We start from the raw sequence: 21,971 nt of genomic DNA, 5'->3' as shown, positions 1-21,971 counted from the left end.
TTTTCTCAACACTACTGCGTTTTAACTGAAACAAACTGGAGACTGTCATGGAAAACCTGAATATGGATCTGCTGTACATGGCTGCCGCTGTGATGATGGGCTTAGCGGCAATCGGTGCTGCGATCGGTATCGGCATCCTCGGAGGCAAATTCCTGGAAGGCGCCGCGCGTCAACCGGATCTGATCCCTCTGCTGCGTACGCAGTTCTTTGTTGTCATGGGTCTGGTGGATGCAATCCCGATGATCGCTGTTGGTCTGGGTCTGTACGTGATGTTTGCTGTCGCGTAAAAACCGATAGTTCATCGCCGGGCTGATATCTGGCGATGAACCGATTCTTCCGGTTGGCTTGCCGCCCGGAGAGAAAGTTAACTTAACAAGAGGCATTGTGCTGTGAACATTAACGCAACAATCCTCGGCCAGGCTATCGCGTTCATCCTGTTTGTGCTGTTCTGCATGAAGTACGTATGGCCGCCGCTGATGGCCGCTATCGAAAAGCGCCAGAAAGAAGTTGCCGAAGGCCTTGCTTCCGCTGAACGTGCCAAAAAAGATTTGGATCTCGCGCAGGCCAGTGCGACCGACCAGCTGAAGAAAGCGAAAGAGGAAGCTCAGGTTATCATCGAACAGGCTAACAAGCGTCGTTCGCAGATCCTGGACGAAGTCAAAGCTGAGGCTGAGCAGGAACGTAACAAGATCGTCACCCAGGCTCAGGCTGAAATCGACGCTGAGCGTAAACGTGCACGTGAAGAGTTGCGCAAGCAGGTCGCGATGCTGGCGGTTGCCGGTGCCGAGAAAATCATTGAACGTTCCGTGGATGAAGCTGCTAACAGCGACATCGTTGATAAACTGGTCGCTGAACTGTAAGGAGGGAGGGGCTGATGTCTGAATTTACCACTGTAGCTCGCCCCTACGCCAAAGCAGCTTTTGACTTTGCTGTTGAGCATCAAAGTGTCGATCGCTGGCAGCAGATGCTGGCGTTCGCTACCGAGGTAGCCAGCAATGAACAGGTAGCAGAACTTCTTTCCGGCGCGCTTGCGCCGGAATCGTTGTCTGCTCAGTTCATCGCTATCTGCGGCTCGCAACTGGATGAAGAAGGTCAGAACCTGATTAAGGTGATGGCTGAAAACAAACGTTTACCAGCGCTTCCTGATGTACTGGATCAGTTTATCCACCTCCGTGCCGCACACGATGCGACCGCTGAGGTTGAGGTCATCTCTTCCACTACACTGAGTGACGAACAGCTGACGAAAATCAGCGCCGCTATGGAAAAACGTCTGTCACGCAAAGTTAAGCTGAATTGCAAAATCGATAAGTCTGTAATGGCAGGCGTAATCATCCGTGCGGGTGATATGGTCATTGACGGCAGCGTTCGCGGCCGTCTTGAGCGTCTTGCAGACGTATTGCAGTCTTAAGGGGACTGGAGCATATGCAACTGAATTCCACCGAAATCAGCGAACTGATCAAGCAGCGCATTGCTCAGTTCAATGTAGTGAGCGAAGCTCACAATGAAGGTACTATTGTTTCCGTCAGTGACGGTATCATCCGCGTAAACGGCCTGGCCGATGTTATGCAGGGTGAGATGATTGCCCTGCCGGGCAACCGTTACGCCATCGCACTGAACCTGGAGCGCGACTCCGTTGGCGCCGTGGTAATGGGCCCATACGCTGACCTTGCCGAAGGCATGAAAGTTAAGTGTACTGGCCGTATTCTTGAAGTGCCGGTTGGCCGTGGCCTGTTAGGCCGCGTGGTGAACACCCTGGGTGCGCCTATCGACGGTAAAGGCGCAATCGACAACGATGGCTTCTCGCCAATCGAAGTGATTGCACCGGGCGTTATCGATCGCCAGTCCGTTGACCAGCCTGTACAGACTGGCTACAAGTCAGTCGATGCGATGATTCCAATCGGCCGCGGCCAGCGTGAGCTGATCATCGGTGACCGTCAGACCGGTAAAACCGCAATGGCGATCGATGCGATCATCAACCAGCGCGATTCCGGCATCAAGTGTGTGTACGTCGCTATCGGTCAGAAAGCGTCGACTATCGCTAACGTGGTTCGCAAACTGGAAGAGCACAACGCGCTGGCTAACACCATCGTGGTGGTGGCTACCGCTTCTGAATCTGCTGCGCTGCAATACCTGGCGCCGTATGCCGGTTGCGCAATGGGCGAATACTTCCGCGACCGCGGCGAAGATGCGCTGATCGTTTACGATGACCTGTCTAAACAGGCTGTTGCTTACCGTCAGGTTTCCCTGCTGCTGCGTCGTCCACCGGGTCGTGAAGCGTTCCCTGGCGACGTGTTCTACCTCCACTCTCGCCTGCTGGAGCGTGCTTCCCGCGTGAGCGCCGACTACGTTGAGCGTTTCACCAACGGTGAAGTGAAAGGGAAAACCGGTTCACTGACCGCGCTGCCGATCATCGAAACTCAGGCTGGCGACGTTTCCGCGTTCGTTCCGACTAACGTAATCTCGATTACCGATGGTCAGATCTTCCTGGAAACCAACCTGTTTAACTCCGGTATTCGTCCGGCGGTTAACCCTGGTATTTCGGTATCCCGCGTTGGTGGTGCTGCTCAGACCAAGATCATCAAGAAACTGTCCGGTGGTATCCGTACCGCGCTGGCGCAGTATCGTGAACTGGCGGCGTTCTCTCAGTTCGCTTCCGATCTGGACGAAGCAACCCGTAAACAGCTGAGCCACGGTCAGAAAGTGACCGAATTGCTGAAACAGAAACAGTATGCGCCGATGTCCGTAGCGCAGCAGGGTCTGGTGCTGTTTGCGGCCGAGCGTGGCTTCCTGAATGACGTTGAACTGGCGAAAATCGGTAGCTTCGAAGCGGCGCTGCTGGCTTTTGCGGATCGCGATCACGCTGAGCTGATGGCTGAAATCAACCAGTCTGGTAACTATAACGGCGAAATCGAAGAGAAGCTGAAAGGCCTCCTCGAAACGTTTAAGAAAACCCAGTCCTGGTAATGTCTGGCGGCTTGTTCCTTCGGGGGCAGGCCGCAAGGCTTTGAGGAGAAGCTTATGGCCGGCGCAAAAGAGATACGTAGTAAGATCGGAAGCGTCCAGAACACGCAGAAGATCACCAAAGCGATGGAAATGGTCGCTGCCTCTAAAATGCGTAAATCGCAAGAACGCATGGCGGCCAGCCGTCCTTATGCAGAGACCATGCGCAAAGTGATTGGTCACATTGCGTTAGGGAATCTGGAGTACAAGCACCCTTACCTGGAAGAGCGTGACGTTAAGCGCGTTGGCTATCTGGTCGTATCTACCGACCGCGGGCTTTGTGGTGGTTTGAACATTAACCTGTTCAAAAAATTGCTGGCTGATATGAAAGGCTGGTCTGATAAAGGCGTTGAGAGCGATCTCGCGATTATCGGTTCCAAAGGCCTGTCATTCTTCAGCTCTGTCGGCGGCAACGTGGTTGCCCAGGTGACCGGCATGGGAGATAAACCCTCTCTGTCCGATCTGATTGGCCCAGTGAAAGTGATGCTGCAAGCCTATGACGAAGGTCGTCTCGACAAGCTGTTTATTGTCGGCAACAAATTTATCAACACCATGTCCCAGACGCCACAAATCGCTCAGCTGCTGCCGTTACCGCCAGCAGACGAAGACGAAGGCGTGGTGAAGAAGAGTACCTGGGATTATCTGTATGAGCCGGATCCGAAAGCGCTGCTGGACACATTACTGCGTCGCTACGTCGAGTCTCAGGTTTACCAGGGTGTTGTAGAGAACCTGGCCAGCGAGCAGGCCGCACGTATGGTGGCGATGAAAGCGGCGACCGACAACGGCGGAAACCTGATCAAAGAGCTGCAGTTGGTCTACAACAAGGCTCGTCAGGCCAGCATCACCCAGGAACTTACCGAGATTGTCGGTGGGGCCTCCGCGGTTTAACCAGGTATACCCTGCCAGCCTGTACGCCGGCGGGGTATAAACGAATTAGGTAGAGGATTCAAGATGGCTACTGGAAAGATTGTCCAGGTAATCGGCGCCGTGGTGGACGTCGAGTTCCCTCAGGACGCAGTACCACAAGTGTACAGCGCCCTTGAGGTTAAAAATGGTGATGCTCGTCTGGTGCTGGAAGTCCAGCAGCAGCTGGGCGGTGGCGTGGTTCGTACCATCGCCATGGGGTCTTCAGACGGCCTGAAGCGCGGTCTGGAAGCCACTGACCTTGAGCACCCAATTGAAGTGCCAGTCGGTGTGGCAACGCTTGGCCGTATCATGAACGTGCTGGGTGAGCCAATCGATATGAAAGGCGACATCGGCGAAGAAGAGCGCTGGGCGATTCACCGTGCAGCCCCTTCTTACGAAGATCAGTCAAACTCGCAAGAGCTGCTGGAAACCGGCATCAAGGTTATCGACCTGATGTGTCCGTTCGCTAAGGGCGGTAAAGTCGGTCTGTTCGGTGGTGCGGGCGTGGGTAAAACCGTTAACATGATGGAGCTGATCCGTAACATCGCGGCTGAGCACTCAGGTTTCTCGGTATTTGCCGGCGTGGGCGAGCGTACCCGTGAAGGGAACGACTTCTATCACGAAATGACCGACTCTAACGTTATCGATAAAGTTTCTCTGGTTTATGGCCAGATGAATGAGCCACCAGGAAACCGCCTGCGCGTAGCGCTTACCGGTCTGACTATGGCTGAGAAGTTCCGTGACGAAGGTCGTGACGTTCTGCTGTTCATCGATAACATCTACCGTTACACCCTGGCTGGTACGGAAGTATCCGCACTGCTGGGTCGTATGCCTTCTGCGGTAGGTTATCAGCCAACGCTGGCGGAAGAGATGGGCGTTCTGCAGGAACGTATCACCTCTACCAAGACCGGTTCAATCACCTCCGTACAGGCCGTTTACGTCCCTGCGGATGACTTGACTGACCCATCACCAGCTACCACCTTTGCGCACCTTGATGCAACCGTGGTTCTGAGCCGCCAGATCGCTTCTCTGGGTATCTACCCAGCGGTTGACCCACTGGATTCCACCAGCCGTCAGCTGGATCCACTGGTTGTTGGCCAGGAGCACTACGATACCGCTCGTGGCGTGCAGTCCCTGCTGCAGCGTTATCAGGAACTGAAAGACATCATCGCCATCCTCGGTATGGACGAACTGTCTGAAGAAGACAAACTGGTGGTAGCACGCTCTCGTAAGATGCAGCGCTTCCTGTCCCAGCCGTTCTTCGTGGCAGAAGTCTTCACCGGTTCGCCAGGCAAGTATGTGTCGCTGAAAGATACCATCCGTGGCTTTAAAGGCATCATGGAAGGTGAATTCGACCATATGCCAGAGCAGGCTTTCTACATGGTAGGTTCCATCGAAGAAGCCGTGGAAAAAGCGAAGAAACTGTAATTACGGTTTCTCTGGAGGTTAACTATGGCTATGACTTATCACCTGGACGTTGTCAGCGCAGAACAGCAGATGTTCGCTGGTACAGTGCAGAAAATCCAGGTGTCAGGTAGCGAAGGCGAGCTGGGGATTTTCCCTGGTCACGCCCCGCTGCTGACCGCCATTAAACCTGGTATGGTTCGCATCGTGAAAGAGAAGGGCGACGAAGAGTATATTTATCTCTCCGGCGGCCTGCTTGAAGTGCAGCCTGGCGCGGTCACCGTGCTGGCCGACACGGCGATCCGCGGCACCGACCTCGACGAGGCTCGTGCGCTGGAAGCGAAGCGCAAAGCCGAAGAGCACATGAACAGCTCTCACGGTGATGTGGACTTTGCAACTGCGTCGGCTGAACTGGCTAAAGCGATCGCCAAACTGCGCGTGATCGAGTTGACCAAAAAAGCGATGTAACTCAGGTTTAATCCGCAGAAATGCCAGTCAGGAAACTGACTGGCATTTTTTTTGCCGAGAAAAATGTAGTATTTTCACGGTGAAACCGCTTTACTTCCGATTGATAACAGAACTTCAGGATGTCTATGTCTACCAGCGCAATGAGCGTGGTGATCCTTGCCGCCGGCAAGGGAACCCGCATGTACTCCGACCTGCCGAAAGTGCTGCACCGTCTGGCTGGAAAGCCGATGGTGCAACACGTCATTGATGCCGCTAATATGCTTGGCGCTGATAAGGTTCACCTGGTTTATGGCCACGGCGGCGATTTGCTGAAATCAACGCTGACGGACCCGGCGCTCAGTTGGATATTGCAGGCCGAGCAGAAGGGCACTGGCCATGCGATGCAGCAGGCGGCCCCTTTCTTCGCCGACGATGAAGACATTTTGATGCTGTATGGCGACGTACCGCTAATCTCTGTGGAAACCCTCCAGCGTCTGCGCAGCGTCAAACCCCAGGGCGGTATAGCGCTGCTGACGGTGATACTGGATGATCCAACCGGGTATGGTCGTATCCTTCGTGAAAATGGCTCCGTGGTGGGGATTATCGAGCAGAAAGATGCTTCGCCTGCCCAGTTAGCCATTACCGAGATCAATACCGGCATTTTGCTGGCTAACGGCGCTGACCTTAAGCGCTGGCTGGGCAAGCTGACCAACGACAACGCGCAGGGCGAATATTACATCACCGATATTATTGCTCTCGCTCACCAGGAAGGCCGCGTGACAGAAGCGGTGCATCCTGCCCGCTCTACGGAAACAGACGGCGTTAACAATCGCCTTCAGCTAGCGACGCTGGAGCGCGTGTATCAAAGCGAACAGGCTGAGAGGTTACTGCTGGCTGGCGTGATGTTAAAAGATCCCTCTCGTTTCGATCTGCGTGGTGATCTGACCCACGGGCGAGACGTTGAGATCGATATCAACGTGATCCTCGAAGGCAAGGTCACTCTGGGCGATCGGGTAAAAATCGGCAGCGGCTGTATTCTGAAAAACTGTACGATTGGCGATGATTGTGAAATCAGCCCTTACAGCGTGCTGGAAGATGCTGAGCTGTCTGTGGCCTGCACGGTAGGGCCGTTTGCCCGCCTGCGTCCGGGCACGCAGCTGGCGGAAGGCGCGCACGTTGGCAACTTTGTTGAAATGAAAAAGGCTTCGCTGGGTAAAGGTTCGAAAGCCGGGCATCTGAGCTATCTGGGCGATGCGAAAATTGGCGCGAACGTCAATATCGGTGCCGGCACCATCACCTGTAATTACGACGGCGTGAATAAGTCGCTGACGGTGATCGGCGACGACGTTTTTGTCGGTTCGGATACCCAACTGGTTGCGCCAGTTTCGGTGGCTGCTGGCGCTACCATTGCCGCAGGCACCACGGTGATGAAAGACGTGGCTGCCGAAGGGCTGGTTTATAACCGCAAGGACCAGAATCTGAAAACAGGCTGGCAGCGGCCGCAGAAGAAGAAGTAAGCATTAACCGGGCGGCTCAGGCCGCCGCTAAATTATTCTGAGGAGGGATCCATCCCTCCCGTAAAGGCAGTCATAAATATAATCCCCACTCTCTACAAAGGCTCGGGGAACCGGAGCAATCCGGGCTAATCAGGTCAGAAGACAAAGTTAATGGCCCCCGTGGCCATAACGTCAGGAATAAAACTATGTGTGGAATTGTTGGTGCAGTAGCCCAGCGTGATATTGCTGAAATTTTGCTTGAAGGGTTACGCCGCCTCGAATATCGGGGCTATGACTCTGCCGGTGTGGCAGTGGTTACCGCAGAAGGTCAGGTCACGCGCCTGCGCCGCCTGGGGAAAGTAGCCATGCTGGCGGAAGCGGCGGAAGCCACCCCGCCGGTCGGCGGAACGGGCATTGCGCACACCCGCTGGGCAACGCACGGCGAGCCTTCTGAGGCTAATGCGCATCCCCATATCTCTGAACACATCATCATCGTGCATAACGGCATTATTGAAAACCACGAGCCGCTGCGCGAACTGCTGATTGAACGTGGCTACAAGTTTGCTTCAGAAACCGATACCGAAGTTGTTGCTCACCTCGTTCACTGGGAGCAAAAACAGCAGGGTGGTTCGCTGCGTGATGTGGTGTTGAGGGTTATCCCTCAGCTGCGCGGTGCCTATGGCATGGTGATCATGGACAGCCGCGATCCCTCCGTGCTGGTGGCCGCCCGTTCTGGCAGCCCGCTGGTGATTGGCCGCGGCGTCGGTGAGAACTTCATCGCCTCCGACCAGCTGGCTTTGCTGCCGGTTACCCGCCGCTTTATCTACCTCGAAGAAGGCGATATTGCGGAGATAACCCGCCGTGACGTGACGATTGTTAATCGCCAGGGCGAGCAGGTGCAGCGCAGCGAAATCGAATCTAACGTCCAGTACGATGCGGGCGATAAAGGTCAGTACCGTCACTACATGCAGAAAGAGATTTACGAGCAGCCGATGGCGATCAAAAACACCCTTAGCGGGCGTTTCAGTCATGGTGAGGTCGATCTCTCCGAGCTGGGCCCTCAGGCTAACGAGCTGCTTAAACAGGTTGAACACATCCAGATCGTCGCCTGCGGAACCTCCTACAACTCCGGTATGGTTTCGCGCTACTGGTTCGAGGCGCTGGCTAACGTTCCCTGCGACGTGGAGATTGCCTCTGAATTTCGCTACCGTAAATCGGCCGTGCGCAAAAACAGCCTGCTGATCACCCTCTCTCAGTCGGGCGAAACGGCGGATACGCTGGCCGCGCTGCGCCTGTCGAAAGAGCTGGGCTATCTCGGCTCGCTGGCGGTCTGTAACGTTGCCGGTTCTTCGCTGGTACGTGAGTCGGATCTGGCGCTGATGACCAAAGCGGGCACCGAAATCGGCGTAGCCTCGACAAAAGCCTTCACCACCCAGCTGACCGTGCTGCTGATGCTGGTGGCTAAAGTAGGCCGCCTGAAGGGCATGGATCGCCAGGTTGAGCACGACATCGTGCACGGCCTGCAGGCTCTGCCAAGCCGGATTGAGCAGATGCTGTCGCAGGATAAGCTAATCGAAGCGCTGGCCGAAGATTTCTCCGACAAGCATCATGCGCTGTTCCTCGGCCGTGGCGATCAGTATCCGATTGCGATGGAAGGGGCGCTGAAGCTGAAAGAGATTTCTTACATTCATGCAGAAGCTTATGCGGCGGGTGAGCTGAAGCATGGCCCTCTGGCGCTGATCGATGCCGATATGCCGGTGATTGTGGTAGCGCCGAACAATGAGCTGCTGGAAAAACTGAAGTCGAACATCGAGGAAGTGCGCGCGCGTGGCGGCCTGCTGTATGTGTTTGCCGACCAGGATGCGGGCTTCAGCAACTCTGAAGGGATGCGGATCGTGCCTCTGCCGCATGTGGAAGAGATTATCGCCCCGATCTTTTACACCGTCCCGCTTCAGATGCTGTCATACCATGTCGCGCTGATTAAGGGCACCGACGTTGACCAGCCGCGTAACCTGGCGAAGTCAGTGACGGTGGAATAAGACCTTTAAAAGTTGCCTGGCGATTTAGCCAGGCAACTCTTTCGAATCATGCCCTGGCGAAGTACCTCTGCGCGTTGTGATAAGCGATGTTCTGCACCATCTCTCCAATCCACTCTGTTTCGTACGGGATTTCGCCCTGTTCCATCCCCTCGCCCAGCATATTGCATAGAATGCGGCGGAAGTACTCGTGTCGGGTATAGGAAAGGAAGCTTCTGGAATCCGTCAGCATCCCGACGAACTGGCTCAGCAGGCCGAGCTGCGAGAGCTGCTCAAGCTGGCGCTGCATCCCGTCCTTCTGATCGTTGTACCACCAGCCGGAGCCAAACTGGATCTTACCGGCGATGCCGCCTCCCTGAAAATTGCCGGTAAGCGAGGCGATGGTCTCGTTATCGCGCGGGTTCAGGCAGTAGAGGATCGTTTTTGGCAGCTCGTCGGTCTGGTCCATCGCATCCAGCAGCTGCGACAGTTCTCTGGCGTAAGGCCGATCGCCGATCGAATCAAAGCCGGTATCCGCACCGATAAGTTTAAACATGCGGCTGTTAGTGTTGCGTAGCGCGCCGATATGATACTGCATCACCCAACCACGCTTCGCGTATTGCTGGCCCAGCCACACCAGCAGCGCGGTGGTGAAGCCTGCAATTTCGGTTTCATCCAGCTGTTGCCCGGCCAGCCGACGCGCCAGCAGGCGGCTCAGGGTGGCTTCTGTAGGTATGGGCGTAAAGCGAACCACCTCAATGCCATGATCCGCGGCGCGGCAGCCGTGCGCATCAAAGTGGTCCAGGCGCCGCGTCAGCGCGCTGAGCAGGCTTTCCCAGCCGGTAATCTCGCACTCTGCCGCTTCCGCCAGCAGGTCAATATAGGCGGGGAAGCCATCCAGCTCGATTTTAAACGCCCGGTCAGGACGCCAGCTTGGCAGCACGGCGACATCAAACGTGGCGTCGTTAGCTATCTGGCGATGATAACCAAGGTCGCTAACGGGATCGTCGGTGGTGCCCACCATTTTCACCTTCATTTGCCGCATGATCCCACGCGCGGAGAATTCAGGCGTGCTCAGCATCTCTTTACAGCGCTGCCAGACAGGTTCGGCGGTCTCAGGATTAAATAGCTGTCCGGTCAGGCCGAACGGCCGCCTGAGTTCCAGATGCGTCCAGTGATAGAGCGGATTGCCCAGCGTTTTTGGTACGGTTTGCGCCCAGGCAAGGTATTTATCGTAATCGCTGGCGTCGCCGGTAATCAGGGACTCCGCCACGCCTGCCGCGCGCAGCGCCCGCCATTTGTAGTGATCGCCTTCCAGCCAGATCTGACTGAGGTTCTCAAACTGGCGGTCTTCAGCAATATCCTGCGGATTAAGGTGGCAGTGATAGTCGTAGATGGGCATGTCGGCCGCATAGCGATGATAAAGCTCGCGTGCGGCGTCGCTGCGCAGTAAGAAATCTTCACCCATAAAAGCCGTCATTGAGTACGCTCCGTTTCGCCAGTCCGCCGGGGATGGCAGGGTATTTGGTTGACCACTTTCTGCGATAAGGCGCGCATTCGCTCATTAAATGTTCGCATAAAGAGGGTTAACCTTCATAAAACACCAATATTTGGTTTTGGTCGACCAATAGTGGCTATTGTTGTGAGTGATATCACTCATCTGTACTTTTTATGTTGACCACTTTTTCACCTTATCCGCAAGATGCAGGCAACCAGGGTGATGGTGTCGATCGGAAATCTGGCTTTTTGAGTCTGAGACTGAACCCCGCTGTTACCTCTTTCGACAGGAGATAAGCGATGAGCCTGGCTGCAAATAGTGCACAACAAGCGGTGGGTAGTAAAAGGAAAATCAAAAAGTTACGCTGGTGGATTCTGGTGCTGTTCCTGCTTGGCGTGACGGTAAACTATCTGACCCGCAACTCGCTGGGCATTCTTGCCCCCGAGTTAAAAGCCAGCCTGGGGATCACCACCGAGCAGTATTCGTGGATTGTCGGGGCCTTCCAGCTTGCCTACACCCTCTTTCAGCCGCTGTGCGGCTGGCTGATTGATGTTATTGGCCTCAAGTTGGGGTTTGCTATCTGTGCCGGGATCTGGGCGATTGTCAGCCTGCTGCATGCCGGTGCGGGAAGCTGGATGCACCTGGCTATCCTGCGCTTTTTTATGGGCGCAGCGGAGGCCGCCGCCACCCCGGCAAATGCCAAAACCATTGGCGAATGGTTTCCGAAAAAAGAGCGGCCCATTGCGGCTGGCTGGGCTGGCGTCGGCTTTTCGATCGGCGCGATGCTGGCGCCGCCGATCATCTACTTTACGCACCTGTACTGGGGCTGGCAGGGCGCCTTTTTCTTCTCCGGGGTACTGGCGCTGCTGTGGGTTATTCTGTGGTGGCTGTTCTATCACTCACCGGAAAATCATCCCCGGCTGGATAAAGACGAGCTGGCTTTAATCAAGCAGGACAATGAGCCGGACGCGGTCAGGCTTCCCTTCTTCAAAGCGTTGAAGAGCGTCTCCAAAAATAAACGTTTCTACGGCATTGCCATTCCAGCCTTTATGGCGGAGCCTGCCTGGGCGGTGCTGAGCTTCTGGGTGCCGCTTTACCTGGCTAACGAACGCGGGATGGATTTAAAACAGATCGCTATGTTTGCCTGGCTGCCGTTTCTGGCTGCCGACCTCGGCAGCGTCGCCAGCGGCTATCTGACCAAACTTTATACTCGCCTGTTTGGCTGTTCGCTGGTGAACTCGGTGGTAGCCAGCTCCGTTACCGGAGCCTTCCTGATGCTGTCGCTGGCGGTGGTAGCGCTCACCAAAGACCCCTATATCACCATCATTTTGATCTCCATCGGCGGTTTCGGTCACCAGGTGATCTCCTGCATGTTGAGCGCGCTGGTCGTTGAATCCTTTGATAAAGGGCAGATGGCGACGGTAAACGGAATGCGCGGCTCGTTTGCCTGGATCGCCAGCTTCCTGTTCTCGCTACTGATTGGCGTCACCGCCGACACCATCGGATTTAATCCGCTGTTTGTGGCGATGGGCTTTTTTGATCTTATTGGTGCCGTATTCCTCGTCGCCTTTATCGCCGAACGCCGTAGTAAAACGCGCCCGGCCTGATGTTCAGACAGTTAACGTGAAGAGTAAACGATGAAAACATTGAAGAACTGGGTGTTACAGCAGAAAACCGCCGAATTTGTTGAGCTGTGCGTTGATGGCCAACACCTGTTTCGCCTGTTCGTGCTGGAAGAGGGCCTGTGCAGGGTGCTGATTAAGCAGCGGGGAGAGCTGGCGCTGGATCGCACCTGGAGCATTGCGCCGGAGCAGGATGTCCCGTGGCAAGGGCGTTTGCGGGAAAGCTGCGAAGGGTTCTCCCTGCCGGGCTATCAGTGTGAGCAGCAGGACGGCAGGCTGGTGGTCACCACCGAACGTCTGCGGGTTACCCTCCATCAGCCGCTGTGGCTGGAGTGGGAATATCTTTCAGAGACGGCAGGGTGGCAGCCGCTTTGCGCCGACCGTCCGACCGGAGCCTACCTGTTAAACGCTCACGGCGACGGCGTGGCGCACTACCAGCGTCGTTACAGTGAGGACAACTATTACGGCCTGGGTGAGAAGGCTGGCGATCTGAACCGCACCGGGCGCCGTTTTGAAATGCGTAACCTGGACGCGATGGGCTATAGCGCCGCCTCGACCGATCCGCTCTACAAGCATATTCCGTTTACCCTGACGCGCCGCGATCCGGTCAGCTTCGGGCTGTTTTATGACAACCTCAGCACCACGCAGCTTGATTTAGGCAATGAGCTGGACAATTACCATCTGCCCTACCGCCGCTATCAGGCTGAAGCTGGCGACCTGGACTATTACCTGTTCCTCGGGCCAAAAGTGCTTGATGTGACCAAAGCCTTTGTCCGCCTGACCGGAAAAATGCTGTTTGGCCCGAAATGGAGCCTGGGCTATAGCGGCTCCACCATGCATTACACCGACGCGCCGGACGCGCAGAATCAGCTGATGAACTTTATCTCGCTGTGCCAGGAACATGCCATTCCCTGTGACTCCTTCCAGCTCTCGTCCGGCTATACCTCCATTAATGACAAGCGCTACGTATTTAACTGGAACTATGACAAGGTGCCGCAGCCGACCGTGATGAGCGGCGCGTTTCATCAGGCTGGCATGAAGCTGGCGGCGAATATCAAACCTTGCCTGCTACAGGACCATCCACGCTACAACGAAGTGGCGCAGCAGGGCCTGTTTATCCGTGATTCCGAGTCAGACGCGCCTGAACGCTCGGTTTTCTGGGATGATGAAGGCTCTCATCTCGACTTCACCAACCCGGCGGCCGTCGCCTGGTGGCAGGAAAACGTCACCAGCCAGCTGCTGGAAAAGGGGATTGATTCCACCTGGAACGACAATAATGAATACGAAGTCTGGGATGGAGAGGCGCGCTGTCACGGGTTCGGTCAGCCATTGCCAATCAAACTGATCCGCCCGGTGATGCCGCTACTGATGATGCGCGCCTCGATGGAAGCCCAGCAGCGGTTTGCGCCGGAAAAGCGCCCGTTCCTGATCTCTCGCTCCGGCTGCGCGGGTATGCAGCGCTATGTGCAAACCTGGAGCGGCGATAACCGCACCAGCTGGCAGACGCTGCGCTATAACACCCGCATGGGCGTGGGGATGAGCCTCTCCGGCCTGTATAACGTCGGGCATGACGTGGGTGGCTTCTCCGGTCTGAAGCCTGACCCGGAACTGTTTGTACGCTGGGTACAGAATGGCGTCATGCACCCGCGCTTCACTATCCACTCATGGAATGACGATCGCACGGTGAACGAACCCTGGATGTACCCGGAATTCACCCCGGCTATCCGGGAAGCGATGGCGCTGCGCTACCGGCTGATGCCCTATCTTTACACGCTGTTGTGGCAGGCCAGCCAGGACGACGAGCCGATGCTGCGCCCAACGTTCCTCGACCATGAGCACGATCCCCGCACCTTTGCCGAGACGGACGATTTTATGCTGGGCCGCGATCTGCTGGTGGCCAGCGTGGTGGAGCCTGAGCAGCGTGAGCGGGCGATCTACCTACCGGAGAACGCTACAGGATGGTATGACTACCACAGCGGTAAGTGGCACAAAGGCGGCCAGACCATCGTGGTAGAGGCTCCGCTGGAAAGGCTACCGCTGATGGTCAGGGGAGGCGCCGTGCTGCCTCATGCAAGCCGCGTTGGGCACATTGATAACGCGACTGACGACCAGCGTACGCTGCTGCTGTTCCCTGCGCCGGGCATAGCGAAAGAGTCGGGGATGCTGTTTGAAGATGATGGAGAAAGCTGGGGCTGGCAGCGTGAAGAGGCGCTATGGCTAAGCTGGACGGTGAGCAGCGATGCGCAGTGCATCAACATTGCGTTCAGCGTTCGCGGTAACTATCGTCCTGCGTGGCAAACGCTGGAGATTCAGCTCCCCGCTGGCGAAACTCGCGCGCTGACCATCAATGGAGAGCGTCAGCAACGCTGGACGCTGCCCTGAGCCATCAGACCTGTCAACCAGCGTGGCGTACTGGTTGACCGATCTTCAGCATTTTCCTACTATCACAGGCAGTATTTCCATACTGGGGCAGTGGCTATGAGCGTTGAGGTTAAGCGTCAATACAGGGAAGTGGGTGAATACCTTAAGGAAGAGCTTCATTCAGGAAAATATGCCATTGGCACCCGCCTGCCGCCCGAGCGCGATATTGCCGAACTGGTGGGCGTGGGGCGCTCGGTGGTTCGTGAAGCGCTGATCATGCTGGAAATTGAAGGCTTCGTTGAGGTGCGCAAAGGGTCGGGGATCTATGTGATCGCCGTGCCTGACGAACGGCAACCTGACGGTCGGGCTTCTCTGATTGGTCCGTTCGAACTGTTGCAGGCCCGACAACTTTTAGAGAGCAATATTGCCGAATTTGCCGCGCTTCAGGTCACGCCCGTCGACATAAAGAAGATGCGTGCTGCGCTTGAGGCCGAAATCAACGACATTGAATTTGGCGGTGGTGAGGATGGCGACAAGCTTTTTCATCTCGCCATTGTCGAAGCCACGCACAATAATATGCTGACGGAAATGTGGAAGCAGTGCTGGGCCAACCGGGAAAACAATCCGATGTGGCAACAGCTGCATGAACGGATTTCCAGTAAAGAGTATCGCCGTGAGTGGCTTAAGGATCATCAGCTCATCCTGGCCGCACTACAAAAGAAAGATGCCGCCGCCGCCAAGCTGGCGATGTGGACGCATCTGGAAAACGTAAAGCAGCGCCTGATGGCTTTGTCTGATGTTGATGCCCCTGAATTTGATGGCTATCTTTTCGGCTCCTGGCCTATCCGCGTTACCCCCTGAGTGAAATACGTCCGCCGTCATAAAACTGTCACATAGCGTACATTTTACTGTCATCAAACTGTCCTATTTTGCCTCCAGCAGCAATGAGTATTCCTGTTAAAACGGCATAAAGCCTGACTTGAAATCCCCTGGAGGGAACATGACACTGATGCAAAAATCTCTGGCTCAATGTGTAGCGGTTGCTCTGTCATTGAGCGCGGTTTCTGCTTTCGCAGCCACTAACCTGACTGGCGCTGGTGGAACCTTCCCGGCACCTGTTTATAACAAATGGGCTGCTGACTACAACACTGCTACCGGCGCGCAAATTAACTATCAGGGCATTGGTTCCTCCGGCGGCGTGAAGCAAATCATCGCTAAAACTGTTGATTTCGGGGCTTCCGATGCGCCGATGAAAGATGAAGATCTGCAAAAAAATGGTCTGTTCCAGTTCCCTACCGTGATCGGTGGCGTAGTGCTGGCGGTTAATATCCCCGGCATCAAATCTGGTGAACTGACGCTGGACGGTAAAACGGTGGGGGATATCTACCTCGGCAATGTCAAAAAATGGAATGACCCAGCCATCACCAAACTGAACCCCGGCGTTAAGCTGCCGGACTCCAACATCAACGTGGTTCGCCGCGCTGACGGTTCAGGCACCTCTTTCGTCTTCACCAGCTACCTGGCGAAGGTAAACAGCGACTGGAACAGCAAAATTGGTAAAGGCAACACCGTTAACTGGCCTGTCGGTCTGGGCGGTAAAGGTAACGACGGCGTGGCAGCCTTCGTTCAGCGTCTGCCTGGCTCAATCGGCTATGTAGAATACGCTTATGCCAAGCAGAATGGCCTGGCGTACACCAAACTGCTGGATGCGGATGGTAAAGCCGTTTCTCCAAGCGAACAAAGCTTCAGCTATGCCGCGAAAGGCGCAAACTGGAGCGAATCTTTCGCCCAGGACCTGACTTATCAGAAAGGCGACAACGCCTGGCCAATCAGTTCTACCACCTTCATCCTGGTGCAGAAAGAGCAGGCTAACGCTGAGAAAGGCGCTGCTGTGCTGAAGTTCTTTGACTGGGCTTACAAAAACGGTGGCAAAACCACTAACAGCCTGGACTACGCCTCACTGCCAGACTCTGTAGTTGAACAGATTCGCGCCGCCTGGAAAACCAACGTGAAAGACAGCTCAGGTAAAGCCCTGTACTAAGCTGTTGTAGGGGCCGGTTCGTTCCGGCCCGTGCCATCGGGCGGCACTTCAGTGCCGTCCCTACACTTTCAACATCGAGAACGCTATGGCTGCAAGCAAGCCTACATTCAAAGCTCCCGGTAAGCAGGGTGACATCATCTTCAGTGCGCTGGTAAAACTGGCCGCGCTGATTGTGCTATTTCTGCTCGGCGGCATTATTGTTTCGCTGATTTTTTCATCCTGGCCCAGCATGCAGAAGTTTGGTTTCTCGTTCCTGTGGACCAAAACCTGGGATGCCCCCAACGAACAATTTGGTGCGCTGGTTCCGATTTATGGGACTATCGTGACCTCTGTTATTGCCCTGATCATTGCCGTGCCCGTTAGCTTCGGCATTGCCCTGTTCCTGACTGAACTGGCGCCTGGCTGGCTGCGCCGCCCGCTGGGTACGGCGATTGAGCTGCTGGCGGCGATCCCCAGCATTGTCTACGGCATGTGGGGCCTGTTTATCTTTGCCCCGCTGTTTGCAACCTGGTTCCAGACCCCGCTGGGCGACCTGATGGCGAATGTTCCCATTGTCGGCGCGCTGTTCTCCGGTCCGGCATTTGGTATTGGTATTCTGGCCGCCGGTATTATCCTTGCCATCATGATTATCCCTTACATCGCCTCGGTGATGCGCGATGTGTTCGAACAAACGCCGGTAATGATGAAAGAATCGGCTTACGGCATTGGCTGCACTACGTGGGAAGTGATCTGGCGGGTTGTACTGCCGTTCACCAAAAACGGCGTGATTGGCGGCGTCATGCTGGGACTCGGCCGTGCGCTTGGTGAAACCATGGCGGTGACCTTTATCATCGGTAACACCTACCAGCTCGACAGCGCCTCTCTGTTTATGCCGGGCAACAGTATCACCTCGGCGCTGGCCAACGAATTTGCTGAAGCGGAATCAGGTGTGCATACCGCCGCCCTGATGGAGCTGGGGCTGATCCTGTTTGTGATTACCTTTATTGTCCTGGCCTGCTCAAAACTGATGATATTACGCCTGGCGAAAAGTGAAGGAGCGCGCTCATGACCACCATGGAAATGCAGGCTCGCGCTGAACTGGAAGCGTCGCGCCGCAAAATGCAGGCGTGGCGTCGGATGAAAAACCGCATTGCGCTGGCTCTGTCGCTGATGACGATGGCCTTTGGCCTGTTCTGGCTGGTGTGGATCCTCTTTGCTACCGTCACGCGCGGTCTGGACGGCATGACGCTGTCGCTGTTCACCGAGAATACGCCGCCGCCCAATACGGCTGGTGGCGGTCTGGCGAACGCCATTGCGGGCAGCGGCCTGCTGATCCTCTGGGCGACCGTGTTCGGTACACCGCTGGGGATTATGGCGGGGATTTATCTGGCGGAGTATGGCCGCAAATCCTGGCTGGCCGAGGTGATTCGCTTTATTAACGATATCCTGCTGTCCGCGCCGTCGATTGTGGTTGGGCTGTTTGTTTACACTCTCGTGGTGGCTCAGATGCAGCACTTCTCTGGCTGGGCCGGCGTGATTGCGCTGGCGCTGCTGCAAATTCCAATTGTTATCCGCACCACGGAAAACATGCTGAAACTGGTGCCGGACAGCCTGCGTGAGGCGGCCTATGCGCTGGGTACGCCGAAGTGGAAGATGATCTCTGCTATCACGCTGAAAGCTTCCGTGTCGGGGATTCTGACCGGCGTACTGCTGGCGATTGCCCGCATCGCCGGAGAAACGGCCCCGCTGCTGTTCACGTCGCTCTCCAACCAGTTCTGGAGCACCGACATGATGCAGCCGTTGGCTAACCTGCCGGTGACCATCTTTAAATTCGCCATGAGTCCGTTCTCCGAATGGCAGAGTCTGGCCTGGGCGGGCGTGCTGCTGATTACTGTCTGCGTGCTATTGCTGAATATTCTGGCGCGCGTAGTTTTCGCCAGAAGCAAACATTAATTGATAAGCGCGGCTGCGGCGGCGCAATTAGCGAGATAAAGAATGGTTGACAACACTACAAGCAAGATGATTCAGGTTCGTGATTTGAACTTCTATTATGGGAAATTTCACGCGCTGAAAAACATCAACCTGGATATCGCGAAAAATCAGGTGACCGCGTTTATCGGCCCGTCAGGCTGCGGCAAGTCCACGCTGCTGCGTACCTTTAATAAAATGTTCTCGCTTTATCCTGAGCAGCGCGCGGAAGGCGAGATCCTGCTGGATGGCGAAAATATTCTGACCGCTAACCAGGACATTGCTCTGCTGCGTGCTCGCGTGGGGATGGTTTTCCAGAAACCCACGCCTTTCCCGATGTCGATCTATGACAACATTGCCTTTGGCGTGCGCCTGTTCGAAAAGCTTTCTCGTGCGGATATGGACGAACGCGTGCAGTGGGCGTTGACCAAAGCCGCGCTGTGGACGGAAACCAAAGATAAGCTGCACCAGAGCGGTTACAGTCTTTCTGGTGGGCAGCAGCAGCGCCTGTGCATCGCTCGTGGCATTGCCATCCGCCCGGAAGTTCTGCTGCTGGACGAGCCTTGCTCGGCGCTGGACCCTATTTCTACCGGTCGCATTGAAGAGTTGATCACCGAACTGAAGCAGGATTACACCGTAGTTATCGTGACGCACAACATGCAGCAGGCTGCACGCTGCTCCGATCACACGGCATTTATGTATCTGGGCGAACTGATAGAATTTAGCGATACTGACACGCTGTTCACCAAGCCGCACCAGAAGCAAACTGAAGACTACATTACCGGCCGCTACGGTTGAGTTGACTGGAGAATACGATGGATAACCTGAATCTGAATAAACATATCTCCGGGCAGTTTAACGCCGAGCTGGAGCATATCCGTACCCAGGTCATGACTATGGGCGGGCTGGTTGAGCAGCAGTTGATGGATGCCATCACCGCGATGCACAACCAGGACGGCGAGCTGGCGAAGCAGGTGATCGACGGTGACCAGAAGGTCAACATGATGGAAGTGTCGATTGATGAAGCCTGCGTGCGCATCATCGCCAAACGTCAGCCCACCGCCAGCGATCTGCGTCTGGTGATGGCGATCATCAAAACCATCTCAGAACTGGAACGCATTGGCGACGTGGCCGAAAAAATCAGCCGCACGGCGCTGGAAAAATTTGGTCAGAGCCATCAGCCGCTGCTGGTAAGCCTGGAGTCTTTGGGACACCATACCATCCAGATGCTGCACGACGTGCTGGATGCTTTTGCGCGAATGGATCTGTCGGCGGCGATTGAAATCTACCGGGAAGATAAAAAAGTCGACCAGGAATACGAAGGCATCGTGCGTCAGCTGATGACTTATATGATGGAAGATCCACGCACTATTCCAAGCGTGTTAACCGCACTGTTCTGCGCCCGCGCTATCGAACGTATCGGTGACCGCTGCCAGAATATTTGTGAAATTATCTTCTACTTCGTGAAGGGGCAGGATTTCCGTCACGTTGGCGGTGACGAACTCGATAAATTGTTAACAGGTGATGATAACAGTAATAATCCGACCTGACCGCCGTGACGGCGAAGCAATTACCCCGCTTTGCCGTCATTCATTGCTCAATTAAGCAAGTAAAATTAAAGATTTCCAGCAAGTCTCTCACCAGTAAATCCCTCTCCCTTAGGTAAACCTCTTTTTTTTGCACTTAAGAGGGTATTATTTGAAATCCCCTGATGAAATCGTCGAGCATTCTGTTTTCCGGAACGTATCCGGTTTGATGTTTTTCATACTAAAGGGAATGTAAATTATGAAGTTGAAGATTCTGGCATTAGCGGTCTCCGCGCTTACGGTTACCGGTGCCTGGGCGCACGGTTATATTCAGGAGCCCGCCAGCCGCGCTTATCAATGTAAACTGGGACAAAACCTTGACTGTGGCAATGTGACCTGGGAGCCACAAAGCGTTGAGCAGGGTTCCGGTTTTCCCTCCACCAAACTGCCGCTTGATGGTGAACTGGCCAGCGCAAGTATTCCTACCTTTTCTCAGCTGAATCGCCAGTCGATGGATGCCTGGGCGAAAACCCCGATTAAAGCGGGTAAGCAGAAATTTACCTGGAACCATACCGCTCCGCATAAAACGACCAGCTGGACCTATTACATTACTAAGCAGGACTGGGATGCGAACAAGCCTCTGACCAGAGGCGCTTTTGAACTGACGCCTTTCTGTACCGTGCAGGGTAATAATAAAGTGCCTGAGCATATTACTACCCAGGAGTGTAATGTTCCTGAGCGTACTGGCTATCAGGTTATTTATGGCGTCTGGCGTATTGCCGATACGGCCAACAGCTTCTACCAGGTTATTGACGTAGACTTTGGCGGTAAGGATAACGATCAAAACCAGGCGCCGGTTGAGAATGAATGGAAACAGGTCGATGGCGTTATTTACGGTAAAGATCTTAAGGTCGGTGATACGGTTTCAATTAGCTTCTTCGATAAAAATGGCGTAATTAAAGGCCTTAATTATCAGCTTTACATCAGTAATAAAGATCTGACGGACAAAAATCGCTGGTCAAAAGCCCTGGCGGAAGTTATCAACCAGCAATCTCAAGGTCTGTTCCAGGCTGGCGTGATGAACAGCACAACGAAAACAGTTGAACCGGTGTTCGGACATAACTACTTATTTATCCGAAGCGATCTGACTGCGCTGAAAAATTTCGCCCTCTCTTACAAAGAATCCCAGACTCCAGCAATTCAGGAACGTATTGCCTTAACCCATTTCAGCGCTGGAAAAATCATGGCTGGTAAATCAGAGGTGAAATTTAACGCTGATGTCTCTGGTCGTCTGAATATTGAAGCAAAAGTTTACGATAAGTCCGGACTGGCCAGGGGATATCTCAAAACTGAGGTGAACAACACAAACAGGGCGCTGAGTATCCAGCTTGAGGGCATTGATCCAGGTGATTATATCCTCAAGGTTATTGCTACGAATGCCAATGGCGATATTCTACAACCAGACAGCATTAACTTTAAGCTTGAACAAGATACGGCAGAGAATACAACTCCTGTAGTGGTTGACGATCTGAGTGTTTTTCCGGCAAATATGTCAAGCTACAAAGCTGGTACCCGCGTCATGCACCCGCGTAACTGGACGGTTTACGAATGTTTGCCTTTCCCGAACAGTGGTTACTGTAAGCAGTGGAGCAAAAGTGCCAACCAGTTTGAACCAGGCGTTGGCACCAACTGACCCTGTACACGATTC

The 21,971-nt window shown here is 54.8% G+C and carries 19 protein-coding genes; 18 read left to right on the top strand and 1 reads right to left on the bottom strand.

From position 1 onward, the window contains the following. Nucleotides 1-47 precede the first annotated feature (47 nt). The 9 genes from atpE to glmS all read left to right on the top strand — a co-directional run bounded on the left by atpE (nucleotide 48) and on the right by glmS (nucleotide 9,292). Complete coding sequence (gene atpE / locus NG99_RS24180; RefSeq protein WP_003849523.1) at nucleotides 48-287, top strand: F0F1 ATP synthase subunit C; 240 nt, start codon at nucleotides 48-50, stop codon at nucleotides 285-287. A 102-nt stretch (nucleotides 288-389) separates the two neighbouring features. After that, a complete protein-coding gene (gene atpF, locus NG99_RS24175) occupies nucleotides 390-860 on the top strand; it encodes a F0F1 ATP synthase subunit B (protein ID WP_034898684.1) in 471 nt (156 codons plus the stop codon). A 14-nt stretch (nucleotides 861-874) separates the two neighbouring features. Then, the gene (atpH, locus tag NG99_RS24170) at nucleotides 875-1,408 is read left to right on the top strand and encodes a F0F1 ATP synthase subunit delta (RefSeq protein WP_034898682.1); all 534 of its coding nucleotides are present in this window, start codon (nucleotides 875-877) and stop codon (nucleotides 1,406-1,408) included. Nucleotides 1,409-1,422: 14 nt separating this feature from the next. Further along, nucleotides 1,423-2,964 carry a F0F1 ATP synthase subunit alpha gene (gene atpA, locus NG99_RS24165; protein ID WP_034898680.1) on the top strand — a complete coding sequence of 514 codons (1,542 nt, stop codon included), beginning with the start codon at nucleotides 1,423-1,425 and terminating at the stop codon, nucleotides 2,962-2,964. 54 nt (nucleotides 2,965-3,018) lie between these two features. After that, the gene (gene atpG, locus NG99_RS24160; RefSeq protein WP_034898679.1) at nucleotides 3,019-3,888 is read left to right on the top strand and encodes a F0F1 ATP synthase subunit gamma; all 870 of its coding nucleotides are present in this window, start codon (nucleotides 3,019-3,021) and stop codon (nucleotides 3,886-3,888) included. 63 nt (nucleotides 3,889-3,951) lie between these two features. Further along, the gene (gene atpD, locus NG99_RS24155; RefSeq protein ID WP_034898676.1) at nucleotides 3,952-5,334 is read left to right on the top strand and encodes a F0F1 ATP synthase subunit beta; all 1,383 of its coding nucleotides are present in this window, start codon (nucleotides 3,952-3,954) and stop codon (nucleotides 5,332-5,334) included. Nucleotides 5,335-5,358: 24 nt separating this feature from the next. Then, nucleotides 5,359-5,778, top strand: coding sequence for a F0F1 ATP synthase subunit epsilon (locus NG99_RS24150; RefSeq protein ID WP_034898675.1), 420 nt, complete (start codon nucleotides 5,359-5,361; stop codon nucleotides 5,776-5,778). Nucleotides 5,779-5,903: 125 nt separating this feature from the next. Beyond that, nucleotides 5,904-7,274: a bifunctional UDP-N-acetylglucosamine diphosphorylase/glucosamine-1-phosphate N-acetyltransferase GlmU gene (glmU, locus tag NG99_RS24145; RefSeq protein ID WP_034898673.1), complete on the top strand. Its 1,371-nt coding sequence runs from the start codon at nucleotides 5,904-5,906 to the stop codon at nucleotides 7,272-7,274. A 185-nt stretch (nucleotides 7,275-7,459) separates the two neighbouring features. Next, the gene (gene glmS / locus NG99_RS24140) at nucleotides 7,460-9,292 is read left to right on the top strand and encodes a glutamine--fructose-6-phosphate transaminase (isomerizing) (protein WP_034898671.1); all 1,833 of its coding nucleotides are present in this window, start codon (nucleotides 7,460-7,462) and stop codon (nucleotides 9,290-9,292) included. 46 nt (nucleotides 9,293-9,338) lie between these two features. Here glmS and uxaC read toward each other — a convergent pair whose 3' ends face one another. Continuing rightward, a complete protein-coding gene (gene uxaC / locus NG99_RS24135; RefSeq protein WP_034898669.1) occupies nucleotides 9,339-10,748 on the bottom strand; it encodes a glucuronate isomerase in 1,410 nt (469 codons plus the stop codon). 317 nt (nucleotides 10,749-11,065) lie between these two features. Here uxaC and NG99_RS24130 point away from each other — a divergent pair, with 317 nt between their 5' ends. The 9 genes from NG99_RS24130 (at nucleotide 11,066) to gbpA (ending at nucleotide 21,956) form a co-directional block, all read left to right on the top strand. Continuing rightward, the gene (locus NG99_RS24130) at nucleotides 11,066-12,373 is read left to right on the top strand and encodes an MFS transporter (protein ID WP_034898666.1); all 1,308 of its coding nucleotides are present in this window, start codon (nucleotides 11,066-11,068) and stop codon (nucleotides 12,371-12,373) included. A gap of 30 nt (nucleotides 12,374-12,403) precedes the next feature. Next, complete coding sequence (locus NG99_RS24125; protein WP_034898664.1) at nucleotides 12,404-14,770, top strand: glycoside hydrolase family 31 protein; 2,367 nt, start codon at nucleotides 12,404-12,406, stop codon at nucleotides 14,768-14,770. A gap of 90 nt (nucleotides 14,771-14,860) precedes the next feature. Beyond that, on the top strand, nucleotides 14,861-15,610 hold the full coding sequence (locus NG99_RS24120; RefSeq protein WP_408606436.1) for an FCD domain-containing protein: 750 nt from the start codon (nucleotides 14,861-14,863) through the stop codon (nucleotides 15,608-15,610). 139 nt (nucleotides 15,611-15,749) lie between these two features. After that, entirely contained in the window at nucleotides 15,750-16,790 is a 1,041-nt protein-coding gene (gene pstS, locus NG99_RS24115; RefSeq protein WP_034898657.1) for a phosphate ABC transporter substrate-binding protein PstS, read from the top strand. An 85-nt stretch (nucleotides 16,791-16,875) separates the two neighbouring features. Continuing rightward, complete coding sequence (gene pstC / locus NG99_RS24110) at nucleotides 16,876-17,838, top strand: phosphate ABC transporter permease PstC (protein ID WP_034898656.1); 963 nt, start codon at nucleotides 16,876-16,878, stop codon at nucleotides 17,836-17,838. After that, nucleotides 17,835-18,722 carry a phosphate ABC transporter permease PstA gene (gene pstA, locus NG99_RS24105; protein WP_034898653.1) on the top strand — a complete coding sequence of 296 codons (888 nt, stop codon included), beginning with the start codon at nucleotides 17,835-17,837 and terminating at the stop codon, nucleotides 18,720-18,722. Before pstC ends, pstA begins: the two co-directional genes overlap by 4 nt. 42 nt (nucleotides 18,723-18,764) lie before the next feature. Further along, nucleotides 18,765-19,535, top strand: coding sequence for a phosphate ABC transporter ATP-binding protein PstB (pstB, locus tag NG99_RS24100; RefSeq protein ID WP_034898651.1), 771 nt, complete (start codon nucleotides 18,765-18,767; stop codon nucleotides 19,533-19,535). A gap of 17 nt (nucleotides 19,536-19,552) precedes the next feature. Beyond that, on the top strand, nucleotides 19,553-20,287 hold the full coding sequence (gene phoU, locus NG99_RS24095) for a phosphate signaling complex protein PhoU (RefSeq protein WP_034898648.1): 735 nt from the start codon (nucleotides 19,553-19,555) through the stop codon (nucleotides 20,285-20,287). Between the two features lie 235 nt (nucleotides 20,288-20,522). After that, nucleotides 20,523-21,956 carry an N-acetylglucosamine-binding protein GbpA gene (gene gbpA, locus NG99_RS24090; protein WP_034898646.1) on the top strand — a complete coding sequence of 478 codons (1,434 nt, stop codon included), beginning with the start codon at nucleotides 20,523-20,525 and terminating at the stop codon, nucleotides 21,954-21,956. Nucleotides 21,957-21,971: the final 15 nt, after the last annotated feature.

Source organism: Erwinia typographi (genome assembly GCF_000773975.1).
GTDB classification, from domain to species: domain Bacteria; phylum Pseudomonadota; class Gammaproteobacteria; order Enterobacterales; family Enterobacteriaceae; genus Erwinia; species Erwinia typographi.
This window is presented reverse-complemented; position numbering and strand designations above follow the sequence as displayed.

Coding starts and splice junctions, on each gene's coding strand:
- atpG (WP_034898679.1), top strand. CDS start 3,019: ATGGCCGGCGCAAAAGAGATACGTAGTAAGATCGGAAGCGTCCAGAAC.
- atpD (WP_034898676.1), top strand. CDS start 3,952: ATGGCTACTGGAAAGATTGTCCAGGTAATCGGCGCCGTGGTGGACGTC.
- atpA (WP_034898680.1), top strand. CDS start 1,423: ATGCAACTGAATTCCACCGAAATCAGCGAACTGATCAAGCAGCGCATT.
- phoU (WP_034898648.1), top strand. CDS start 19,553: ATGGATAACCTGAATCTGAATAAACATATCTCCGGGCAGTTTAACGCC.
- atpH (WP_034898682.1), top strand. CDS start 875: ATGTCTGAATTTACCACTGTAGCTCGCCCCTACGCCAAAGCAGCTTTT.
- pstB (WP_034898651.1), top strand. CDS start 18,765: ATGGTTGACAACACTACAAGCAAGATGATTCAGGTTCGTGATTTGAAC.
- pstS (WP_034898657.1), top strand. CDS start 15,750: ATGACACTGATGCAAAAATCTCTGGCTCAATGTGTAGCGGTTGCTCTG.
- NG99_RS24130 (WP_034898666.1), top strand. CDS start 11,066: ATGAGCCTGGCTGCAAATAGTGCACAACAAGCGGTGGGTAGTAAAAGG.
- NG99_RS24125 (WP_034898664.1), top strand. CDS start 12,404: ATGAAAACATTGAAGAACTGGGTGTTACAGCAGAAAACCGCCGAATTT.
- gbpA (WP_034898646.1), top strand. CDS start 20,523: ATGAAGTTGAAGATTCTGGCATTAGCGGTCTCCGCGCTTACGGTTACC.
- pstA (WP_034898653.1), top strand. CDS start 17,835: ATGACCACCATGGAAATGCAGGCTCGCGCTGAACTGGAAGCGTCGCGC.
- glmU (WP_034898673.1), top strand. CDS start 5,904: ATGTCTACCAGCGCAATGAGCGTGGTGATCCTTGCCGCCGGCAAGGGA.
- uxaC (WP_034898669.1), bottom strand. CDS start 10,748: ATGACGGCTTTTATGGGTGAAGATTTCTTACTGCGCAGCGACGCCGCA.
- glmS (WP_034898671.1), top strand. CDS start 7,460: ATGTGTGGAATTGTTGGTGCAGTAGCCCAGCGTGATATTGCTGAAATT.
- atpE (WP_003849523.1), top strand. CDS start 48: ATGGAAAACCTGAATATGGATCTGCTGTACATGGCTGCCGCTGTGATG.
- pstC (WP_034898656.1), top strand. CDS start 16,876: ATGGCTGCAAGCAAGCCTACATTCAAAGCTCCCGGTAAGCAGGGTGAC.
- NG99_RS24150 (WP_034898675.1), top strand. CDS start 5,359: ATGGCTATGACTTATCACCTGGACGTTGTCAGCGCAGAACAGCAGATG.